This is a genomic window from Azospirillum sp. Sh1 (assembly GCF_008365135.1).
In the GTDB taxonomy this organism is placed as follows: Bacteria; Pseudomonadota; Alphaproteobacteria; order Azospirillales; family Azospirillaceae; genus Azospirillum; species Azospirillum oryzae.
In genome coordinates, this window is the sequence record NZ_VTTK01000021.1 from 91,747 (window position 1) to 112,727 (window position 20,981).

Genomic DNA, 20,981 nt, shown 5'->3' on the forward strand with positions numbered 1-20,981 from the left:
TGTCAGAGGCGCAATCGAACAGCCGCAAAGGCACGCGCCGCAAGCCACCAAGGCACTGAACAGAGGAGATTCACGATGCGGTTCGCGGCAGCGATCACCGAACCCACCCGCACGCCCACGGCCAACGCCCCCACCCGCCGGCAGACGATCAAGCGCATGCTTGCGGCGGCGGCCCTGCTGACCACGACCGCGCTGACCGGCATCGGCTTCGGCGCTTCTCCTGCCCATGCGGAGGACGAGATCCGCATCGGCGTGATCTATCCGCTGACCGGGGCCGCCGCCTCCACCGGCGTTGAACTGAAGGCCGCCGCCGAGCTGGCCGCCGCCATCATCAACAAGGAAATCCCCGCCCCTCCGGGGCTGGTCGCCGGCATCGGCCTGCCGCATCTGAACGGCGCCAAGATCAAGCTGATCTTCGGCGACCATCAGGGCAACCCGCAGGTCGGCGCCACCGAGGCCGAACGCCTGATCACCAGCGAAAAGGTCGTGGCGCTGACCGGCGCCTATTTCTCCAACGTCACCGCCACCGCCAGCCAGGTCGCCGAACGCTATGGCGTGCCCTTCCTGAACGGCGAGTCCTCGTCGGCCTCGCTGACCCAGCGCAAGTTCAAATGGTTCTTCCGCACCACGCCGCATGACGACCTGTTCGTCGGCAACTTCTTCACCTTCCTCGGCGACATGGAGAAGAAGACCGGCGACAAGCTGCGCAGCGTCGCGCTGTTCAACGAGAACACGCTGTGGGGCAACGAGACGACCAAGCTGCAGGTGAAGCTGGCCGAAGAGCAGAAGTTCACCATCGCCGAGAAGATCCTTTATCCGGCGAAGACGACGCAGATGACGTCCGAGGTGCAGCGCATCAAGGCTGCCGCCCCGGCGGTCATCATGCAATCCAGCTATCTCGGCGACGCCATCCTGTCGATGAAGACCTACAAGGAGCTGGGCTTCTCGCCGAAGATGCTGCTGGCCAACGACGCCGGCTTCAACGACAGCGAGTTCCTGAAGACCATGGGCAAGGATGGCGAGTTCGTCATCAGCCGCGAGGTCTGGGCGCTCGATCAGGCAGAGCGCAACCCGCTGATCAAACAGGTCAACGACCTGATGCACCAGCGGACCGGCGTGAACTTCAACGGCAACTCCGCCCGCGCCTTCACCGGCATCGCCGTGCTGGCCGACGCGCTGGACCGCGCCGGCTCCACCAAGCCCGACGCGATCCGCGAAGCGCTTCAGAAGACCGACATCCCGGCCAGCGGCCTGATCATGCCGTGGAAGGGCGTCAAGTTCGACGCCAACGGCCAGAACGAGCTGGGCCAGGGCATCATCGTCCAGGTGCAGGGCGGCCAGTATGTGACGGTGTGGCCGTTCGACGTGGCGACCAAGCCGGTCGTCTACCCGATGCCGGCCTGGGACGGCCGCTGAGGCGGCGCTTTTTCGTTGGAGCGATGGCGGGGGGAGATCCTGCCCGTCATCGCTCCTCCGGCCCACCCTGACCGCAAAAGGGGCGCGGCAATGACCGCAGACATTCTCATCCAAGTGCTCGTCTCGGGCCTGCTGATCGGGCTGATCTATGCCCTGGTTGCGGTGGGCCTGACGCTGATCTTCGGCGTGATGGACATCGTCAATTTCGCCCATGGCGAATTCCTGATGCTCGGCATGTATGCCAGTTTCTGGGCCTTCGCCCTCTTCGCCATCGACCCCATCGTGGCGCTTCCCCTGACCGCGCTGCTGCTGTTCGCGGTGGGCGTCATCGTCTACCAGACGGTGATCCGCCGCATCCTGAAGGCGCCGATGCTGTCGCAGATCTTCGCGACCTTCGGCCTGATGATCCTGCTGCGCGGTCTGGCGCAATTCTTCTGGAAGCCGGACCACCGGCTGATCCCGCACAGCCTGGTCAGCGGCAACATCGCGCTCGGCCCCGTCCAGTTCGGCCTGCCGCAGTTCGTCGCCGCCCTGGGTGCGGTCGGCGTCACCGGCGCCCTGTGGATGTTCCTGCACCGCACCCGCCTCGGCACCGCGCTGGAGGCGACCGCCATCGACCGTGAGGCGGCCACCCTGATGGGCATCGACGGGCAGAAGATGTTCGCCCTTGCCTGGGGCATCGGCGCCGCCTGCGCCGGTCTGGCCGGCGGGCTGATCGCCACCTTCTTCCCGATCTTCCCGGAGGTGGGGTCGAACTTCATCCTGATCGCCTTCGTGGTGGTCGTGCTGGGCGGCTTCGGCAGCGTCACCGGCGCCTTCCTGGCCGGCATCATCGTCGGGCTGATCGAGGTGCTGGGCGGCTTCCTGATCGGCCCGGAATACAAGACCGCCATCGTGCTGTCGCTGCTGCTGGTCGTGCTGCTGGTGCGTCCGCGCGGCCTGCTGGGGAAAGCCTGATGACGACCGGAACCACACTTTCACGCAAGGCGCCCATCTCGCCCAAAGCAATGGGCACCGGCGCCCTGCTGGCCCTCGCCGCCGTGCTGCCGCTGGCGATCACCGAACCGTCGCAGCAGAACTTCCTGATCCTGATCCTGATGGGCGCCCAGATGGGCGTCGCCTGGAACATCGTCGGCGGTTATGCCGGGCAGGTCTCGCTGGGCCATGCGGTGTTCTACGGCATCGGCGCCTACACCTCGACCATGCTGCTGACGACGCTGGGGCTGACGCCCTGGATCGGCGCCCTGGCCGGCGGGCTGTTGGCCGCGCTTTTCGCGCTGGTCATGGGCTGGCCCTGCTTCCGGCTGAAGGGGCATTATTTCGCCATGGCGACCATCGCGGTGGCGGAGATCATGCAGATCCTGGTCACCAACAGCGACTTCCTGGAGGGCGCCGTCGGCCTTTACCTGCCGATGGACCGCGGCGGCTGGGGCTGGCTGATCTTCCTGTCGAAGCTGCCCTACTACTACATCATCCTCGGCCTGCTGGTGCTGACCATCCTGGTGTCCTGGGCGATCGAGCGCAGCCACATCGGCTATTATTTCCGCGCCATCAAGGACGAGCCGGAGGCGGCCCGCGCGCTGGGCGTCAGCCTGACCCGCTACAAGCTGATCGCCCTGTCGGTGTCGGCGTTCCTGACCGCGATGGGCGGTAGCTTCTACGCCCAGAAGGAGATGTTCATCGATCCGGGCTCCGTCTTCGCCGGCACCATCTCCATCAAGATCGCGCTGATTGCCATCCTGGGCGGGGTGGGCCGGCTGACCGGCCCGGTGCTGGGCGCCGTCATCCTCATCACCATCGAGGAATACAGCCGCACCCTGTTCGGCAGCACCGGCTCCGGCACCGACATGATCATCTACGCCGCCATGATCATCCTGGTCGCCGTGTTCAGCCCGTCCGGCGTGCTGGGCCTGCTGGGGGACCTGCGGCGCCACCTGCCGGGTGCCAAGCCCGCTGCGGTGAAGACCGAGAAGATGGAGGTCCGCCCATGAACACCGCTCCCCTGCTTGCCGTGGACGGCTTGGGCAAGGCCTTCGACGGACTGGTCGCCAACCGGGACATCAGCTTTGTCATCCATCATGGCGAGATCGTCGGCCTGATCGGACCGAACGGCGCCGGCAAGACCACGCTGTTCAACTGCCTCGCCGGCTTCCACACCCCCACCACCGGCCGGATCGCCTTCGAAGGGCGCGACGTCACCGGATCGACGCCGGAGGCCGCGGCGGCGCTCGGCATCGCCCGCACCTTCCAGATCGTCCGCGTCTTCCAGTCGATGACGGCGCTGGAGAATGTCATGGTCGGCGCCATGCTGCGCAACAAGCGGGTCGCCGAGGCGCGTGACCGGGCGGAAGAGGAACTGGCCTTCGTCGGCCTGTCGCATCGGGCCGACACCCCGGCGTCCGACCTGACGGTGTCGGAGCAGAAGCGGCTGGAGGTCGCCCGCGCGCTCGCCACCGAACCGAAGCTGATCCTGCTGGACGAGGTGATGGCCGGCCTGAACCCGACCGAGGTGCGCGAGGCCTCTGCCCTGGTCCACCGCATCCACCAGCGCGGCATCGCCAGCATCATCGTCGAACATGTGATGGAGGGCATCATGCCCATCGCCCACCGGATGCTTGTGCTGGATTATGGTGCCAAGATCGCCGACGGCACCCCGGCCGAGATCGCCGAGAACCCGGCGGTGATCGCCGCCTATCTGGGGGAGTGAGACGATGCTCCAACCGACGCTGTCCGAACCCGTCCGCCCGGTGGCCGTCGCGCCGGTGGGCGAGGCGATGCTGCAGGTCCGCAACATCCAGTCCAGCTACCGCCGGGTTCCGGCCATCCGCGACGTCAGCCTGACCCTGAACCGGGGCGAGATCGTCGCGCTGGTCGGCGGCAACGGCAACGGCAAGTCCACCACGCTGCGCGCCGTCGCCGGGCTGAACGCGCTGGATGGCGGGTCGGTCCTGCTGAAGGGCCAGGACATCTCCGCCGTGCCGGCCCACGAGCGGGTGAAGCGCGGGCTGGTGCTGGTGCCGGAAGGCCGCCGGCTGTTCCCCCGCCTGACGGTGGAACAGAACCTGATGCTGGGCGGCTTCACCACCAGCGATGCGGCCAAGCGCGAGGAAACGCTCCAATTCGCCTACGACACCTTCACCGTACTGGGCGAGCGGCGGAAACAGCAGGCCGGCACCCTGTCCGGCGGCGAACAGCAGATGCTGGCGATGTGCCGCGGCCTGATGAGCCAGCCCGACCTACTGATGCTGGACGAGCCGTCCTGGGGCGTCGCGCCCAAGCTGGTGACCCGCATCTTCGAGACCATCCAATTGATCCGCCGGCGCGGCATCACCGTGCTGCTGGTCGAACAGAACGTCCACCGCGCGCTGGAGATCGCCGACCGCGGCTATGTCATCCAGACCGGCCGCGTCGTGATGGAAGGCAGCGGCCAGGACCTGCTGGGCAACGACGAGGTGCGGCAGGCCTATCTGGGCATGTGAGGGTGGTTCCTCCGATTGCCCCCTCCCCAACCCTCCCCCTCTTCGAGGGAGAGGGTGCCTTATGGGAAGGCGGCGGCAGTCCCCTCCACCGCTGAAAGCGGGGGAGGGTTAGGGAGGGGGCATCGCACGTTTCCAAATCTGCACCTTTCCACACACACCAAACCCCGGACCATCCCCATGAGCAATCCCCTTTTCCCCGCCGCCGCCGAACGCCTGCGCATCCGCAGCGGCGCCGTCAGCGGCCAGACCGCCGGCCTCGCCCCCGGCCATGTCCAGGCCAACCTCGCCATCCTGCCGGCTGACTGGGCCGGCGACTTCCTGCGCTTCTGCCAGGCGAACCCGCGGCCCTGCCCGCTGCTGGCGGTGTCGGAGGTCGGAGATCCGCGCTTGCCGACGCTGGGCCACGACATCGACATCCGCACCGACGTGCCACGCTACCGCGTCTATCGCGACGGGGTGCTGGCGGAAGGGCCGACCGACATCACCGATCTGTGGCAGGATGATTTCGTCGCCTTCCTGATCGGCTGCTCCTTCTCTTTCGAGGAGGCGCTTCTGGCCGATGGGCTGCCGGTGCGCCACATCGCGATGAACCGCAATGTGCCGATGTACGAGACCAACATCGCCTGCACCCCCGCCGGCCGGTTCCGTGGCAACATGGTGGTGTCGATGCGGCCGATGGTGCCGAAGGACGCCATCCGCGCCATCCAGATCACCTCGCGCTTCCCGTCGGTGCATGGCGCGCCGGTGCATTTCGGCGACCCGGCGGCCATCGGCATCCGCGACATCGCCGATCCCGAACATGGCGAGGCGGTTCCCATCGAACCCGGTGAAGTGCCGGTCTTCTGGGCCTGCGGGGTGACGCCACAGGTCGCGATCCGCAACGCCCGCCCGCCGATCGCCATCACCCACAGCCCCGGCGCCATGCTGATCACCGATCTGCTGAACACCCACCTGTCGGTGCTCTGACCGCGCCTTCTCGCTCTCCCGTTCAAATCCCAGCAATACCGGCCGCCGCGCGGGCAAACCGCCTCGCGCGGCAACAGTGGAGGCTTGCCCGATGCCGCGTCCGTTCTCCTCCCGCCTGCTGTCCTCGTCCATTCTTGCGGCCGGCCTGCTGGCCGTCGCCGGGCCGGCCTCGGCCGACCAGCTGCGCATGGTGGCGCTCAGCTTTCCGCCGCTGATCTATGACGACGGCGGCAAGCCGGCCGGCATCGCCTATGACATCGTGACGGAGGCAATGAAGGCCTCCGGTCACAGCGTGACGGTGGAGATCATGCCGTGGGCGCGGGCGCTGGACACCGTGCGCGAGGGCGGGGCGGACGCCATCTTCACCGCCTACAAGACGCCGGAGCGCGAGCAGTTCCTGAACTACTCCACCCAGGTTCTGGTGCCGCAGGTGGTGTCGCTGTTCGTGGCGAAGGACAGCCCGGTCAGCTTCGACGGCGACCTGTCCAAGCTGGCCGACCGCAAGTTCGGCGTGGTCAACCAGATCAGCTACGGCTCCATCGTCGACGACGCGATCAAGACCGGCGTGCTGCCGGCGGTGGAGAAGTCGAACGACAGCGACAGCAACGTGAAGAAGCTGGTCTCCGGCCGCTTCGACGTGATGCCCAGCAACCGCTATGTCGCGCAGTATTTCCTGAAGCAGGCGGGCGCCCTGGACAAGGTCAAGGAACTGACCCCGGCGGTGCAGGACATTCCCAGCTACATCGCCTTCACCAAGGCGCGCGACACCACGACGCTGCGCGACGAGTTCGACAAGGGCGTCACGGCGATGAAGGCCAGCGGCGCCTACCAGCAGATCCTGGACAAATACGCCCGCTGACAGATGCCCGCCGAGCGGCGGGCGCCTTCCCCTTCGACCAGATTTCGAGAAGCCGCCATGAGCGTGACCACTTCGTTCCCGGCGCCCGTGCTGCGGCCGGCCGGGGACAGCGCCCTGATCGTCGAGTTGGGCGACGGCATCGCCCAGGACCTGAACGCCGCCGTCCACCGGTTGGACCGCCGCATCGCCGACGCCGCCCTTCCCGGCATCGTGGAGACGGTGCCGACATACCGCTCGATCCTCGTGCAGTTCGACCCGGCGGTGACGGCGGCGGAGCCGCTGGGTCAAGCTCTGCTGGGCCTCGCGGCGGAGCTGACCCAGACGGCGGCGGAACCGCAGTTGCGCTGGATCGTGCCGGTCTGCTTCGGCGGCGCCCACGGCGAGGATCTGGACGATGTGGCTCGCCGGTCGGGACTGAGCGCCGAGGAGGTGGTACGGCTGCACTGCACCGCCGACTACCGCGTCTACATGCTGGGTTTCTCCCCCGGCTTCGCCTATCTCGGCGGATTGCCGGAGGTGCTGCACCAGCCCCGGCGCGAGAACCCGCGCATGGTCACCCCGGCCGGCAGCGTCATGCAGGGCGGGGCGCAGGCGGCGATCTCCCCCATCGCCATGCCCAGCGGCTGGCACCTGCTGGGCCGCACCCCGGCGCGGACCTTCGATCTCAAACGGGAGCCTCCCTTCCTGCTGGCGCCGGGCGACCGCATCCGCTTCACGGCGATCAGCGCCGCCGAGTTCGACCGGCTGGAGGGTCTCAGCGGCTACCTGCCCGACTGCGAAACGGTGACCGCACCCGCCGTCCTGCGGCAGGGAGCCGCCGCATGACCACCCATCTTCGTGTCGTGGCCGCCGGTCCCAGCTCCACCATCCAGGATCGCGGGCGGGTCGGGTATCAGCGCTATGGTGTCTCTGTCGCCGGGGCGGCCGATCCGCTGTTGCATGCCGTCGCCAACGCCCTGGTCGGCAACCGGCCGGGGGAGGGGGTGGTGGAGTTCACCCTGGCCGGCGACAGTGTGGTGGTGGAAGGCGGGCCGGTGCGCATCGCCGTCGCCGCCGATGCCGACCTGACGGTCGATGGCGAACCTGTTCCGGCCTGGACCAGCCTGCGCCTGACCGACGGGCAGACCCTGCGCATCGGCGCCTTGCGCAGCGGCATGCGCGGCTACTGGGCGGTGGAGGGCGGCTTCGCCCTTCAGCCGATTCTGGGCAGCGTCGCCACCCACATACGCAGCCGTATGGGCGGGCTGGACGGCGGCGCGCTGAAGGCCGGCGACCGGCTGCCTCTGGCGTTGGATCAGGCGGCGGATCGGGGAGAGCGCTGCCTCGACCCGTCGCTGCTGCCGGCGCGCGGCGGGCGGCTGCGCGTCATGCTGGGGCCGCAGCAGGACTACTTCACTGCGGCCGGGATCGAAGCCTTCCTGGAAGAGGACTACACCGTCAGCCACGAGGCCGACCGCATGGGCTGCCGGATGGACGGCCCGGTGATCGAACACGCGCGCGGCTTCAACATCACCTCCGACGGCATCCCGCTGGGCGCCGTGCAGGTGCCGGGCACCGGGCGGCCCATCGTGCTGCTGGCCGACCGCCAGACCACCGGCGGCTATCCCAAGATCGCCTGCGTCGTCGGGCCGGACATCGCGGCGCTGTCGCAGATGCGGCCGGGCGAGCGGCTGCGCTTCGCCGCCGTCGATGCGGCGGAGGCCGGGCGCATCCAGGCCCGCCACCGCGAGATGATGGACGGCTTGCCGGCGCTTCTGCAATCGGCCGGCGGCTTCGCGCTGCACGACAGCGGCCGGCTGCTCGGCTTCAACCTGATCGGCGGCGCCGTCACCGGCTGGGACTGACCCGCTTCCCTTCCGCCACCCACAATGGAGGTCTCCCGATGCTGCAGCGTGTGGGCCGTACCCTTGCCATGCGTGTCGTCGTTCCCATCGCGTTGATGGTCACGGTCATCAGCGCGACCGGCATAGCCGCCGTCGTCACCGTCAACCGCGAGGATGCCCGCACCGCATTGGAGGACCGGGCCGCCGTCACCGTCCGCGTCATCGCCGGCGGACTGGCGGAGCCGCTGTGGAACGTCGATGCCGAATCCGCCGCAGCGCAGCTGGCCGCGCTGTCCAACGACCCCGATTATCTCGGCAGCCGGGTGCTCGACCCCAAGGGGCAGGTCTTCGCCCAAAGCGGCGACGTGTCGGACGGCGAACCGTCGGTGCTGGTCCGCCGCGCCGACATCCAGCGCAAGACCGGCGTGCGCGTCGATACGCTCGGCACGGTGGAAATCCACCTGTCGCCCCGCCGGGCGGAGAGGCAGGCGCGGGACCGGGCATGGCTTTTGGCCGGCGGTGGGCTGGCGGCGCTGGTGGCGCTGTGCGGCGTGCTGTTCATAATGGTGCGTGGCGCCACCCGGCCCATCGTCCGGCTGACCGGGGTGATGACGCGGCTGGCCGACGGAGACATCGAGGTCGACGTGCCGTCGCTCGACCGCCGCGACGAGATCGGCCGGATGGCCGAAGCCGTTCAGGTCTTCAAGGAGCATGGTGCGGCCAAGCAGCGGCTGGAGGCCGAACAGGTCACACTGCGCCGGCAGGCCGAGGCGGAGCGGCATGCCGCAATCGCCGCGGTCGCCGACGATTTCGAACGGCGTGTCGGCAGCGTGCTGGGCGAGGTGCTGCGCACCACCGATGGCATGGGCGCCGCCACCCGCGGCCTTGCCGACGTGGCGGAGCACAACGGGGAGGTCAGCCGGCAGGCCGCCGGCAATGCCGCGGCAGTGAACGCCTCGGTCGACGGCATGGCCGCCGCGGTCGATGAACTGGTCGCGTCGATCCGCGAAATCTCGGCCCAGGCGCAGCATTCGCAATCCATCGCCGACGAGGCGTCGCGCCGGGCCTCAAAGGCCACCGAACAGGTGGCGGGGTTGGTCCAGGCCTCCGACCGGGTGTCGGCGGTGGTGACGCTGATCCACGCCATCGCCAAGCAGACCAACCTGCTGGCGCTGAACGCCACCATCGAGGCCGCACGTGCGGGCGAGGCAGGCAAGGGCTTCGCCGTCGTTGCGGGCGAGGTGAAGGCGCTGGCGACGCAGACCGCCAAGGCGACCGAGGACATCGAGACGCAGATCCGCGCCATCCAGGGCTCCACCGGCTCCGCCGCCGACGAGATCGTCGAGATCGCCCGCGTGGTGGAAGACCTCAGCCAGATCAGCGCCTCCATCGCCGCAGCGGTGGAGGAGCAGAATGCGGCGACGGCGGAGATCGGCCGTGGCGTCAGCGAAGCGGCCCAGGGGGTGCGCGCCTTGCTGGGTGACGTCAACGCCACCTCCGACGTCGCGGGGCAGACCGGTGCCGCGTCCAACCAGCTGGACGGCGCCGCCGGCATGCTGGCGGAGCAGATGGGGACCATGCGCAGCGAGGTTGCCGGCTTCATCCGTTCCCTGCGACAGTCGGATGCGGCGTAAGAACGCCCTGTCGTCTTCCATGCCCATCATCTGCCATGAAAGAACTGCGAGAACTGCCATGACGAGCATCGATCTGAATTGCGACATGGGGGAGGGGTACGGCGCCTGGACCATGGGCGACGACCGGGCAATGCTGGACATCGTCACCTCCGCCAACATCGCCTGCGGCTTTCATGCCGGCGATCCCACCATCATGGCCGATACCGCCCGGCTGGCGGGGGAGAAGGGCGTGCGCATCGGTGCCCATCCCGGCTTCGAGGACCGCTCCGGCTTCGGCCGCCGGGTGATCCGCGGCATCACTACCACGGAGGTCGAACGGCTGGTCGCCTATCAGGTGGGCGCGCTCCAGGCCTGTGCCGCGCTGTCGGGCCAGCGGGTGACCCATGTGAAGCCGCACGGCGCGCTCTACAACATGGCGGCGGTGGAGCCGGATCTGGCCGGCGCCATCGCCCGCGCGGTCAAGGCGGTGGACCCCGCCCTGCTGTTCGTCGTCCCGCCGCTGAGCGCCATGGAGCGCGCCGGGCAGGATTTGGGACTGCGCGTGGCGCGCGAGGCCTTCGCCGACCGTACCTATGAGGATGACGGCACGCTGACGCCGCGCAGCGTCGTCGGATCGGTGATCCACGACCCGGATCTGGCCGCGGCGCGGGTGGTGCGTATGGTGCTGGACGGGGCGGTGGAGAGCCGCCACGGCACCCGGCTGCCGATCGTCGCGGATACCATCTGCGTCCATGGCGACACGCCCACCGCGGTGGCGATGGCAGCGACGGTGCGCCGGGCGCTGGAAGCGGTGGGGGTGGCGGTTCGGGCGGTTGTGTGAAGGCGGGGGGTGGCTGAAATCGTGTAGGTTTTTGCCCCCACCCTAACCCTCCCCCGCTTCGCGGGAGAGGGAACTCGGCCGCTTTTTGTAAAACATCTGCAAGCATTCCGCCCCCTCTCCCGCGAAGCGGGGGAGGGATGGGGAGGGGGCACCCGGCAGCCTGCGCTTTCTCACGACCTCCCGTAATACGAGAACCATCCCCCATCTTTGCATCGCAGCATGCAAAAGCCGGGTCACAGTTTTGTCAGAATTTTAGACGAACATCCCTCAAACCGGAAAGGATACAAGAGGGCCGTATCGACCAAACGGACAGTCGACCATCGGCCGAACAGCGCAGGGCTTGCCAAATGAAGCGAAAAATTTCCATGCCTATTCTGGCGGCAATGGCAATTTTATCGGCAAGCGGTGCGTCCGCCGATATTCTATACCAAAAGGGTAGTGTTGCAGATCAGCGACATTTCTTGGCCGTCGATGTCTCGTGGGGAGAGCTGGAAATCGGACAGGCCGACAGCGCCCGCAACCGGCTGGTGGGGGCGGCGGCCTTGCCGCCGGCCGCCGGGGCCGGAAGCCGGACGGCGAAGCTGACCTACTACACCCCGCCACTGCGTGGCTTCGAACTGGGCGCCAGCTACACGCCGATGCCGCGTGGCGTCGGCGACATGCCGGATCCGCGCGAGGCGATGCACCTGGTGGAGGCGGCGGTCCGCAAGACCATCCTGATGGGCGGCGTCAGCACCCGGCTTTCCGCCGGAACCAGCCGGGCACGGGTGCGCGGCGACAGCCGCCGGCTGCCGCGTCAGTCCTGGATCGTCGGAACCCAGTTCGCGTGGCAGAGCGTGACGCTGGACGGCGACCTGCGCCAACAGCAGGAGGCCGACGGCCTGTCGGTCCGCAGCCTGAACGCGGCGCTGGCCTATGGCCGCGGCGACATGACCCTGTCCTTGCGGGCGAGGCGGACGCTGCCGGAGAATGGCGCGGCCAGCGACCATTACCTTGCCGATCTGGCCTACCACATCACGCCGCGCTGGCAGGTGATGGCCGACACCAATATCGACAGCGGTGCCGGGTCCATGGGCACGGTGGTCAAGGTCGGCACCCGGCTGGTGTTCTAGCGGCACCGGAATCGGCGGGGAGATGGCGCCTCCCCCCGCCGTTACGAGAGATGAGCCGGTCAGTTCGCCGCGAAGCAATAGAGCAACCCGGCGCCGCCGGTGCCCTTCAGCGCGTCCTGGCTGCAGCCGCCGCGCGAAGCATGCGAGGAATTCCAGGATTTCGCCGGCGGCTGCTCGTCCAGGCCCATGCGGTCATGGTGGCCGAGCATGGCGGCGCCCTCGGTGCCGCTCCTGGTCCAGTTGCCGCAGGTCATGTCCTGGCCGGCGGGGAAGGCGGTGCCGTCCGGCTGCGACCCGGTCAGGATGTCGTGCGTGTTGGGCTGGTCGCCGCGGCCGTTGATCGTTTCACCCTTCTCGTTCAATGCGGTCTGCTTGGTCAGGGCATTGGTCCCGTGCAGCTCTTCGACCGACCGGGCGATCACGTCGCCCTTGGCGTTCTGCCAGGGGCCCTTGCCGATGCGGTCGCGCGCGTTGACCGCCGGCTGGCCATCGGCGGCCTGGGTGCTGAGATAGGCCCGCCATGTGCGGCTGCCGGCGCCGGCAGCCTGGGCCAACTGCTGGCAATGCCGGTCGGCGCCGCTCAGCCCGCCGAGATCGGCTCCCTTGCCGGTGCCGACGCTGGTGACGAAGAACGTCATGGCGGACGGGCCGGTCTGCTGCGCCGCCGCAGCCCCTGGGATCGCCAACAGGAAGGCGGCCGCCGCTGCGATCCGGACGCTTGCACTGAACATGGGTTTCCTCCGTTGCTGTTTGTTTCGTGGCCGGGATCGACCTTGCTGGCCGAGCCGGTTGGATGAAGACGCTCAGGCCGGACGATTCATTCCCTTGGCTCCGCCGAACCCAGCGCGGCGGCCAGCCGGTCGACCGCCTCGTCCATCTCCGCCGCCGTCGTGTCGCGGCCGATGCCGAAACGCACGCTGGCATGGGCATCCATGACGGAGAGGCCGAGCGCCAGCAGGACATGCGACGCCTCGCTCGCGCCGCTGTGGCAGGCGGAGCCGGTGGCGACGGCAAGCTCCGGCAGATCCAGCAGACGGTCGGCGGCGTCGATGCCGGGTATGGTGACGTTCAGGCAGCCGGCCAGTCCTTCCGCCGCGCCGTTGCGGCGGATGCCGGGCAGGCGGCTCCGCAGCCGTTGCCACAGCCGGTCGCGCAGGTCGCCGATGCGCCGGGCGTCCTCTTCCCGCCGTTCACGGGCCAGCCGGCAGGCGACGCCCAGCCCGACGCAGAGCGGCGTCGGCAAGGTTCCGCCGCGCAGGCCGCGCTGCTGCCCGCCGCTGGGCGAGGCCGGCACGGGCCGGAAGGGGCGGCGGACGATCAGGGCGCCGATTCCCATCGGCCCATACAGCTTGTGCCCCGACAGGCTGAGGCCGTGGATCCCGAGTGCCGCCATGTCGATAGCGCGCGTGCTCAGGGACTGCACCGCGTCGCTGTGCATCGTCGCGCCGTGGCGCGACGCGACCGCCGCCAGTTCGGCCAGCGGCTGGACCGTCCCGACCTCGTTGTTGGCGGCCATCACCGACACCAGCGCCGGTGTCGGCAAACCGGCCAGGGCCTCGTCCAAGGCGGCGGGATCGACCCGGCCGCCGGCATCCACCGGCAGGATCGCCACCGCATGGCCGCGCCGCCGCAGTTCCGGCAGGCAGCCCAGCACGCTGGCATGCTCCACTGCCGAGACGACGCAGCCGCCGCCCGCCGGAACCCCGCCAAGCAGCGCCAGCGTGTTGGCCTCGGTGGCGCCGGAGGTGAAGACCACCTCGCCCGGCTGCGCGCCGACAAGGGCGGCGACCTCCGCCCGCGCCTGCGCGATGGCGTCGGCGGCGCGCCAACCGGCCGGATGGGCGGCATGCGGGTTGCCAACCGCTTGGCCGCGCATCCAGGGCAGCATCGCCTCAAGAACCTGCGGGTCGAGCGGCGTCGAGGCCAGATGGTCGAGATAGATCATGGCGCACAGTATCGCGCCATTGCATGAGGAAGGGGAGGGGTGGCGTTACTGCGCCGGCCGCTCCGCCGATTGGGCTGCACTGCTGCCGCTGACGCGCCAGACGGCGTTGCCGACATCGTCGGCGACCAGCAGAGCGCCCTTGTTGTCCAGCGTGACGCCGACCGGGCGGCCCTGCGCCTTGCCGTCCCTGTCGAGGAAGCCGGCCAGCACGTCGACCGGCTCGCCCGACGGCTTGCCGTTCTGGAAGGGCACGAAGATCACCTTGTAGCCGCTGGCCGGTTCGCGGTTCCAGGACCCGTGCTGACCGATGAAGGCGCCCTGCTGCAGGTTCGGCGGCAACTCGCCCTTCCGGGAGAAGGTGAGGCCGAGCGAGGCGGTGTGCGGGCCCAGCGCATAATCGGGCGGGATCGCCTTGGCGACGAGGTCGGGGCGCTGCGGCTCCACCCGCTGGTCGACATGCTGGCCGTAATAGCTGTAGGGCCAGCCGTAGAAGCCGCCGTCCTTCACCGAGGTCATGTAGTCGGGGACGAGGTCGCTGCCGATCTCGTCACGCTCGTTGACGGCGGTCCACAGCGCGCCGGTCACCGGATTCCAGTCCATGCCGTTCGGGTTGCGCAGGCCCATCGCGAAGATGCGGTGCGCGCCGGTCTTCAGGTCGATCTCCCAGATGGCGGCGCGGCCCTGCTCCGCCTCCATCCCGTTCTCGCCGACATTGCTGTTGGACCCGACGGTGGCGTAGAGCTTGCCGCCGTCGCGGCTGGCGATGATGTTCTTGGTCCAATGGTGGTTGATCGGCCCGGCCGGCAAATCGACGATTTTCACCGGCTTGGCGGTGATCTTCGTGTCGCCCTCCTTGTAGGGCACCTTCACCACCGCGTCGGTGTTGGCGATGTAGAGGTCGTTGCCGACCAGCGCCATGCCGAAGGGCGAATAGAGCCCCTGCAGGAAGGGTTCGCGGACATCGGCCTTGCCGTCGCCGTCGGTGTCGCGCAGCAGGGTGATGCGGTCGGCGCTGGGCGTCTTGGCGCCGGCCTTGCCCATCACCAGCCCCATCACCCAGCCCTTGATGCCCTTGCCGTCCTCCGGCTTCGGCGGGGCGTTGGTCTCCGCCACCAGGATGTCGCCGTTGGGCAGCGCCAGCAGCCAGCGCGGATGGTCCAGCCCGGTGGCGAATGGGGTGACGCTCAGCCCCTGGGCCGCGACCGGCTGCGCGCCCTGCGGCCAGCCGACGGCGTCGGCGATGTTGACCGTGGGGATCAGCGAGGATTTCGGTTCCGGCAGGGTCGGGTTGGGACCGGTGCCGGCCGACACCGGCAGCGTCGCCTGTTCGCCGCAGCCGGCGAGCGACAGGACCGCGACCGTCGCGGATAGCATGAGGGCTGGCCGTATGGTGCTGTGCATGCGCCGAAATCCCGCGTCTGTGGGCGTGGAGGGAGTACCCACGGTCAACGGCAGGGCGGACGTGTTGGTTCCGTTGCGGTTCTCAGTGCGGCCGGGCGAGCGCCCGCAGCTCCGCAGCCAGGGCGGCGGCCAGCCGGTTGCCGTCGCACAGAGGGCCGGCGGCCATGCGGCTGCGCAAGGTTCGGCGCAGCTCCGCCAGCCGCTGCGGGTCGGTGGCCCAGGAAACCGCGCGCTCCACATAGTCAGCCGGGTCGGCGGCGATGCAGCCCTCCACCCCCGCCACGGTCAGGAAGGCCAGCGAATGGCGGCTGGAGAAGGTCTCTCCCGGCAGGGTGACGACAGGCACGCCCATCCACATCGTCTCCAGCGTCGTGGTGCTGCCGGAGAAGGGGAAGGGGTCGAGCGCCACATCGACCGACGCGCAGCGGCGCATGTGGTCCAGGCTGTTCGTGGCGCCGACCATCGTCACCCGGTCGGGCGCGATGCCGGCGGCGGCCAGCCGGCCGCGCCACAGATCGGCGGTGTCGGGGCAGGACAGCGCCTTGGTCTTCATCAGCAGGCGGGAGTCCGGCACCCGCTGCAGGATGGCCGCCCAGGCCGCCAGCACGCCGTCGTTCAGCTTGGTCAGGATGTTGAAGCTGCCGAAGATGACCGGCCCGCCCGACAGGCAGGGCGGCGGCGTCAACGGAAGCTCCGTATCGTCGCCGGGCGGATCATAGGCGATGAAGGCGTCGGGCATGCGCAGCACCCGCTCCGCATAGAAGGCTTCCATCCCGTCGGGAACATGGTGGCGGTCGGCGACCAGCGCATCCATGGCGGCAAGCCCGGTGGTCGCCATATAGCCGGACCACGCGACCTGCACCGGCGCCGGCTTGCGCGTGAAGACGCCGGGACGGCCGCGGGCATTGTGCCCGGCGAGGTCGATCAGCACGTCCGGCCGGTCGTGGCGGATCCGGCTCGCCACCTCGGCATCCGGCAGGCCGGCGACCGGGGTCCAGCGTGCCGCCGCCTTGCGGAAGCGGCCGGTCACGTCGTCGGATTCCGTCTGGTTGGCGTAGAGCAGCAGGCGGATGTCTTGGGCGGGCAGCGCCTCCACCGTGCGGACGGCGAACAGGCCGGCGGGGTGGCGGCGGAAATCGCCGGACAGGATGGCGACGGTCAGCGGCCCCTTGGGGCTTTTGGCTGCGGCAGTCGCCTTGCCGGGCTTGACCCAGCGCCCGCGGTGGGGCGCGCCATGGACGCGGTCCCAGTCGCGATGCGCCTCCAGCACCGCCGCCGCCGTCACCCCCGGCCGGAACAGCAGCAGATAGGCCTGGTTGGAGCGCACGTCGGCCAAGGTCGGATCGAGCGCCAGCGCCCGCCGGTTGCCCAGCTCCGCCGCGTCGAGCAGCCCCTGGCCCTGCCGCACCAGCGCGAGGTTGGCATGCGCCTCCGCCAGGGCCGGGTTCAGCGCCAGTGCCGCGCGGTAGGCGTCGGCCGCCGCGCCCAGCCGGTCGGCGCGCTGGCGCACCTCGCCCAGGCGCAGCAGGCAGTCGGCTAGATCCGGGCGGGATGCAATGGCATGGCGGGCGGCGCTCTCCGCACCGTCGCGGTCGCCCAGCGCCAGACGGGCGGCGGCGAGGTTCGACAGGGCCGGGGCATGGTCGGGGCGCAGGGCCAGCGCGCGGGCCAATGCCGCCGCCGCCTCCCGCGGCCGGTCCAGCGCCAGCAGCAGGCCGCCGCGGTTCGCATGCGCCTCGACGAAGGTCGGATCGTCGGCCAGGGCGGCGCGATAGGCGTCGTCGGCCTCCCCGCGCTGGCCGAGGGCCGCCAGCACGTTGCCCAGGTTGAAGCGGGCACGGGCATAGCCGGGACGGCGCGCGGCCGCCTGCCGGAAGGCGGTCGCCGCCTCCTCCAGCCGGCCGAGCGCCTCCAGCGCGTTCCCCAGATTGTAGAGCGCCTGGGCGAATTCGGGCCGCAGGCGGACCGCCTGCCGGTGGGCCGTCACCGCCTCCTCCAGCCGGCTGAGCGCCTTCAGGGCGCTGCCGAGATTGTCGTGATAGTCGGCGACCCGGTGATTCTGCTGGATGGCGCCGCGGATCAGCGAGACGGCGCGGTCGGGCTGTCCGGACTGCAGATGGACGACCCCCAGCAGGTGGGTGGCGTCGGCATGGCCGGGCATGGCGTCGAGCACGGCATGGTAGAGGGCCGCCGCCTGCGCAAGCCGGCCGGCCTGATGATGCGCCACCGCGGCAGCCATCGCTTCCTGGATCGTCGCCATGACGACCGTCATACCGGTTGGCGGGGGCCGGTGCCAGCCCTTTCCCGGCATGCTGTGCCGATGCGCAATGCGGGTTGGATGGCGGCGGATGGACCGCCCGTATCGCCGCCGCCGGTTTTCAACACTTGACCCGGCGGGCCGGGGCGGTCAGCTTGCCGGCCTTATACAGATCTCGGCCGATCTCCATGAACCGACTGCAACGGTACCTGTTCCGCAACCTGCTGATCGCCACGCTCTATTCGACCGCCGGCCTGACGCTGACCATCTGGCTCAGCCAGTCGCTGCGCCTGATCGAGATCGTGGTCAGCGCCGGCGCGCCGATGGGCATGTTCCTGTGGCTGCTGCTGCTGACCGTGCCGACCTTCCTCGGCATCGTGCTGCCGCTGGCGCTGGTCGGGGCCATCCTGTTCACCTACAACAAGATGGCGACGGACAGCGAACTGGTGGTGATGCGGGCGGCCGGCGTCGGTCCATTCTCGCTGTCGACGCCGGCGCTGGTGATGGCGGTGGGGGTGATGGCCGTCGTCTTCGTCCTGAACGTCTGGATCACGCCGGCCGCCCACCGCGAACTGGTGCGGATGGAATACACGGTGCGCAGCGACTATTCACAGCTGTTCCTGCGCGAAGGCGTGTTCAACGAGGTCGGCGACCGCTTCAGCGTCTTCCTGCGCGACCGCGACGCCGACGGCAACCTGCACAAGGTGCTGATCCATGACGGCCGCCAGCCGGACAAGCCGGTGACGATCATGGGCGACCGCGCGGTGATGCAGACCGGGCCGGAGGGCACGCGCTTCGTCGTCTATGACGGCAACCGGCAGGAACTGGACCGCAAGACCAACCGGCTGTCGCAGCTGTTCTTCGACCGCTATGCCGTTGACCTGAAGGCGGTGGCGCCCCAGGCGGCGGAGCGCTGGCCGGATGCCCGCGAACGCACCACGGCGGAGCTGATGGACGGCAACGTCCCGGCCCAGGACGACCGCATGCGCCGCGGCCTGATCGCCGAGCTGCACCACCGCTTCTCGTCGCCGCTGCTCGCCCTGACCTATGCGCTGGTGGCGCTGTCGGCCCTGCTGTCGGGCGAGTTCAACCGGCGCGGCCAGTCGTCCCGCGTCACCATCGCCGTGCTGCTGGTGATGGGGTTGCAGGCGGGGGCGCTGGGATTGACCAGCCTCGCCGGCAAGGCGACGGTCTTCGTGCCGCTGATGTACGCCATGCCGCTGGTGGCGCTGCTGCCGGCCCTGTGGGTGATGTCGCGCGGCTTGAGCCTGCGGCCCGGACGGCGGAGCGGCGCGCCGGGCGGGGCGGCTTCCGGAACCGATGCGGCGGCCGGGCCCGCTTCATGAGCCGCATCCTCTTCATCACCTCCAACCGGTTGGGCGACGCGGTGCTGTCGACCGGGCTGCTCGACCATCTGACCCGGACCTATCCGGGGGCGCGGCTGACCATCGCCTGCGGGCCGCTGCCGGCGCCGCTGTTCCGCGCCGTGCCGGGGCTGGAGCGGCTGATCCCGCTGGCCAAACGCTCCTATGCGCGGCACTGGCTGCGGCTGTGGCTGGACTGCGTGGGAACGCGCTGGGATCTGGTGGTCGATCTGCGCAACTCGGCGGTCGGGCGGCTGGTGCCGGCCCGGTGCCGCGCCTTCCACGCCAAGGCCGCCCGGCCGATGCACAAGGTGGAGGAGAATGCCGCCGTGCTGGGCCTGTCGCCGCCGCCGGCCCCGCGCCTGTGGATCGACGCGGCGGCGAGGGAGCAGGCCGACGCACTGATTCCCGCCGGAACCGGCCCCTTCCTCGCCATCGGGCCGACGGCCAACTGGCTGGGCAAGGAATGGCCGGCCGACCGCTTCGCTCGGCTGGCGCTGCGCCTGACCGGGGAGGGCGGGCCGCTGGCCGGCGCCCGGGTGGCGGTGCTGGCTGCCCCGCCGGAGCGGGAGCGGGCGCGGCCCGTGCTGGACGCGCTGGGATCTAAGGCCATCGACCTGACCGGCCGCACCGACCCGATGGCCGCCGCCGCCTGCCTGGAGCGGGCGGCGCTCTATGTCGGCAACGACAGCGGGCTGATGCACATCGCGACGGCGGCGGGGGTGCCGACCGTCGGGCTGTTCGGCCCCGGCTATCCCGCCGTCTATGGTCCCTGGGGGCCGCGCGGCCGGGTTGTGACCAGCAGCGTGCCGCAGGCGGACCTGCTGGCCCGCGTCGCCGCCAACCCCGACGACCGTGGCCTGATGGACGGCATCGGCGAGGAGCGGGTGGTGGAGACCGCAATTGAACTCCTGTCCGAAACGCATAGAACTTGTGACCAGTTTGCGGCAAGGGCTTGCGGACCGGCCGAAGTACCCCCGTTGCGTTGACAAAGCCGGCCGGATAACCGACACTTCCGCGACGAAGCAAAGGGGCAGGTCAGCCCCACCGGATGGGTTTTCCCCCGAGGGTTTGGAATGAAGCCGACTCCCACCTACGCCAACAAGCCGACCTCGGACAATCCGCGCGACGTCGAGGCTTGGGCCCTGGCGGAAGCGGCGCGCCGTATCATCGCCGCCAGCCATGCCAAGGACGAAAAGGCCTTCCGCGAGGCTCTTCAGCTGAACCAGCGCCTGTGGACGATCTTCCAGGCGGCGATCACCGAAGAGGATTGCGGCCATCCGCCGGAGGTCCGTACGAATATCGCGGCCCTGTCGCTTCTGGTCGACCGTGAGACGACCAACCGTCTGGTCGACCTTGATTTCGGCAAGATCGACACGCTGGTCAACATCAATCGCAACGTCGCCAGCGGCCTGACCGCCCAGGGCCAGTTCATCGCCGCCCAGCAGGCGACCCAGCCGCATCCTGGCACGCCGCAGACCGCCGCTCCGCAGGCGCCCGCCGCCCAGGCCGCGCCCACTGCCCCGGCGCCGGGCCAGCCGCCCGCCGGCCTGCGCCCGGCCGTGCCGCCGCGCCCGATGACCACCCCGGACGCTGCGCCGGTGAATCGCGAGTCCCTGCGCATCTCGATCTGAGCGGGTTCATATCGACAGCAAAAGGCCGGCGCTCCGATGGGGCGCCGGCCTTTTTTGTTGGCTTCCAAACTTATCGATTCAGAGCCCTCTCTCGGCCGTCATTCCCGCGAAGGCGGGAATCCAGCCATTTCAGCTCCTTGATTGCGGAGTTTCCTGGATCCCCGCCTTCGCGCACTGCTGTCCGGGATTTTCAAGGCTCGGCCAGTTTGAGGCTGAGTTGGCGGTCTGGCGGTCGTTTTTGCGGTGGCCGTGGCCTTGTCGGACAGCGATT

19 protein-coding genes are annotated in these 20,981 nt (G+C 69.5%); 15 read left to right on the forward strand and 4 right to left on the reverse strand.

What is annotated here, in order from left to right; genetic code table 11:
• Nucleotides 1-75 precede the first annotated feature (75 nt).
• The 12 genes from FZ029_RS20385 to FZ029_RS20440 all read left to right on the forward strand — a co-directional run bounded on the left by FZ029_RS20385 (nt 76) and on the right by FZ029_RS20440 (nt 12,109).
• Nucleotides 76-1,416, forward strand: a complete 1,341-nt coding sequence (locus FZ029_RS20385) for an ABC transporter substrate-binding protein (RefSeq protein ID WP_211104180.1) — start codon at nt 76-78, stop codon at nt 1,414-1,416.
• A gap of 90 nt (nt 1,417-1,506) precedes the next feature.
• Nucleotides 1,507-2,373, forward strand: coding sequence for a branched-chain amino acid ABC transporter permease (locus tag FZ029_RS20390; protein WP_085085914.1), 867 nt, complete (start codon nt 1,507-1,509; stop codon nt 2,371-2,373).
• Nucleotides 2,373-3,407 (forward strand): branched-chain amino acid ABC transporter permease, encoded by a 1,035-nt coding sequence (locus FZ029_RS20395; RefSeq protein WP_149271436.1) that lies wholly within the window; start codon nt 2,373-2,375, stop codon nt 3,405-3,407. Before FZ029_RS20390 ends, FZ029_RS20395 begins: the two co-directional genes overlap by 1 nt.
• Nucleotides 3,404-4,123 carry an ABC transporter ATP-binding protein gene (locus FZ029_RS20400; protein ID WP_149199188.1) on the forward strand — a complete coding sequence of 240 codons (720 nt, stop codon included), beginning with the start codon at nt 3,404-3,406 and terminating at the stop codon, nt 4,121-4,123. The genes FZ029_RS20395 and FZ029_RS20400 overlap by 4 nt, the downstream gene beginning before the upstream one ends.
• A 67-nt stretch (nt 4,124-4,190) precedes the next feature.
• Complete coding sequence (locus FZ029_RS20405) at nt 4,191-4,895, forward strand: ABC transporter ATP-binding protein (RefSeq protein WP_149271471.1); 705 nt, start codon at nt 4,191-4,193, stop codon at nt 4,893-4,895.
• 177 nt (nt 4,896-5,072) lie between these two features.
• The gene (locus tag FZ029_RS20410; protein ID WP_149271438.1) at nt 5,073-5,861 is read left to right on the forward strand and encodes a putative hydro-lyase; all 789 of its coding nucleotides are present in this window, start codon (nt 5,073-5,075) and stop codon (nt 5,859-5,861) included.
• 91 nt (nt 5,862-5,952) lie between these two features.
• Complete coding sequence (locus FZ029_RS20415; RefSeq protein WP_149271440.1) at nt 5,953-6,720, forward strand: transporter substrate-binding domain-containing protein; 768 nt, start codon at nt 5,953-5,955, stop codon at nt 6,718-6,720.
• A gap of 57 nt (nt 6,721-6,777) precedes the next feature.
• Entirely contained in the window at nt 6,778-7,545 is a 768-nt protein-coding gene (pxpB, locus tag FZ029_RS20420) for a 5-oxoprolinase subunit PxpB (protein ID WP_149271442.1), read from the forward strand.
• Nucleotides 7,542-8,564, forward strand: coding sequence for a biotin-dependent carboxyltransferase family protein (locus FZ029_RS20425; RefSeq protein WP_149271444.1), 1,023 nt, complete (start codon nt 7,542-7,544; stop codon nt 8,562-8,564). Before pxpB ends, FZ029_RS20425 begins: the two co-directional genes overlap by 4 nt.
• Before the next feature lie 38 nt (nt 8,565-8,602).
• Entirely contained in the window at nt 8,603-10,177 is a 1,575-nt protein-coding gene (locus FZ029_RS20430; protein WP_149271446.1) for a HAMP domain-containing methyl-accepting chemotaxis protein, read from the forward strand.
• Nucleotides 10,178-10,235: 58 nt separating this feature from the next.
• Nucleotides 10,236-10,997: a 5-oxoprolinase subunit PxpA gene (locus tag FZ029_RS20435; protein WP_149271448.1), complete on the forward strand. Its 762-nt coding sequence runs from the start codon at nt 10,236-10,238 to the stop codon at nt 10,995-10,997.
• Nucleotides 10,998-11,380: 383 nt separating this feature from the next.
• Nucleotides 11,381-12,109 carry a porin gene (locus FZ029_RS20440; protein WP_282184179.1) on the forward strand — a complete coding sequence of 243 codons (729 nt, stop codon included), beginning with the start codon at nt 11,381-11,383 and terminating at the stop codon, nt 12,107-12,109.
• Between the two features lie 59 nt (nt 12,110-12,168).
• Here FZ029_RS20440 and FZ029_RS20445 read toward each other — a convergent pair whose 3' ends face one another.
• The 4 genes from FZ029_RS20445 to FZ029_RS20460 all read right to left on the reverse strand — a co-directional run bounded on the left by FZ029_RS20445 (nt 12,169) and on the right by FZ029_RS20460 (nt 17,715).
• A complete protein-coding gene (locus FZ029_RS20445) occupies nt 12,169-12,840 on the reverse strand; it encodes a hypothetical protein (RefSeq protein ID WP_149271452.1) in 672 nt (223 codons plus the stop codon).
• Nucleotides 12,841-12,926: 86 nt separating this feature from the next.
• Nucleotides 12,927-14,054, reverse strand: coding sequence for a cysteine desulfurase family protein (locus FZ029_RS20450; protein WP_149271454.1), 1,128 nt, complete (start codon nt 14,052-14,054; stop codon nt 12,927-12,929).
• A gap of 45 nt (nt 14,055-14,099) precedes the next feature.
• Entirely contained in the window at nt 14,100-15,428 is a 1,329-nt protein-coding gene (locus FZ029_RS20455) for a sorbosone dehydrogenase family protein (protein ID WP_247892415.1), read from the reverse strand.
• 109 nt (nt 15,429-15,537) lie between these two features.
• Nucleotides 15,538-17,715, reverse strand: coding sequence for a glycosyltransferase family 41 protein (locus tag FZ029_RS20460; RefSeq protein WP_247892416.1), 2,178 nt, complete (start codon nt 17,713-17,715; stop codon nt 15,538-15,540).
• A 185-nt stretch (nt 17,716-17,900) separates the two neighbouring features.
• On the opposite strand from FZ029_RS20460, the gene lptF reads away from it, so the two are divergent.
• The 3 genes from lptF (at nt 17,901) to FZ029_RS20475 (ending at nt 20,710) form a co-directional block, all read left to right on the forward strand.
• Nucleotides 17,901-19,058 carry an LPS export ABC transporter permease LptF gene (gene lptF / locus FZ029_RS20465; RefSeq protein ID WP_149271460.1) on the forward strand — a complete coding sequence of 386 codons (1,158 nt, stop codon included), beginning with the start codon at nt 17,901-17,903 and terminating at the stop codon, nt 19,056-19,058.
• Entirely contained in the window at nt 19,055-20,065 is a 1,011-nt protein-coding gene (locus FZ029_RS20470; RefSeq protein WP_149271463.1) for a glycosyltransferase family 9 protein, read from the forward strand. Before lptF ends, FZ029_RS20470 begins: the two co-directional genes overlap by 4 nt.
• An 87-nt stretch (nt 20,066-20,152) precedes the next feature.
• Nucleotides 20,153-20,710 (forward strand): flagellar biosynthesis regulator FlaF, encoded by a 558-nt coding sequence (locus FZ029_RS20475; protein WP_149271465.1) that lies wholly within the window; start codon nt 20,153-20,155, stop codon nt 20,708-20,710.
• The last annotated feature ends 271 nt before the right edge of the window (nt 20,711-20,981 follow it).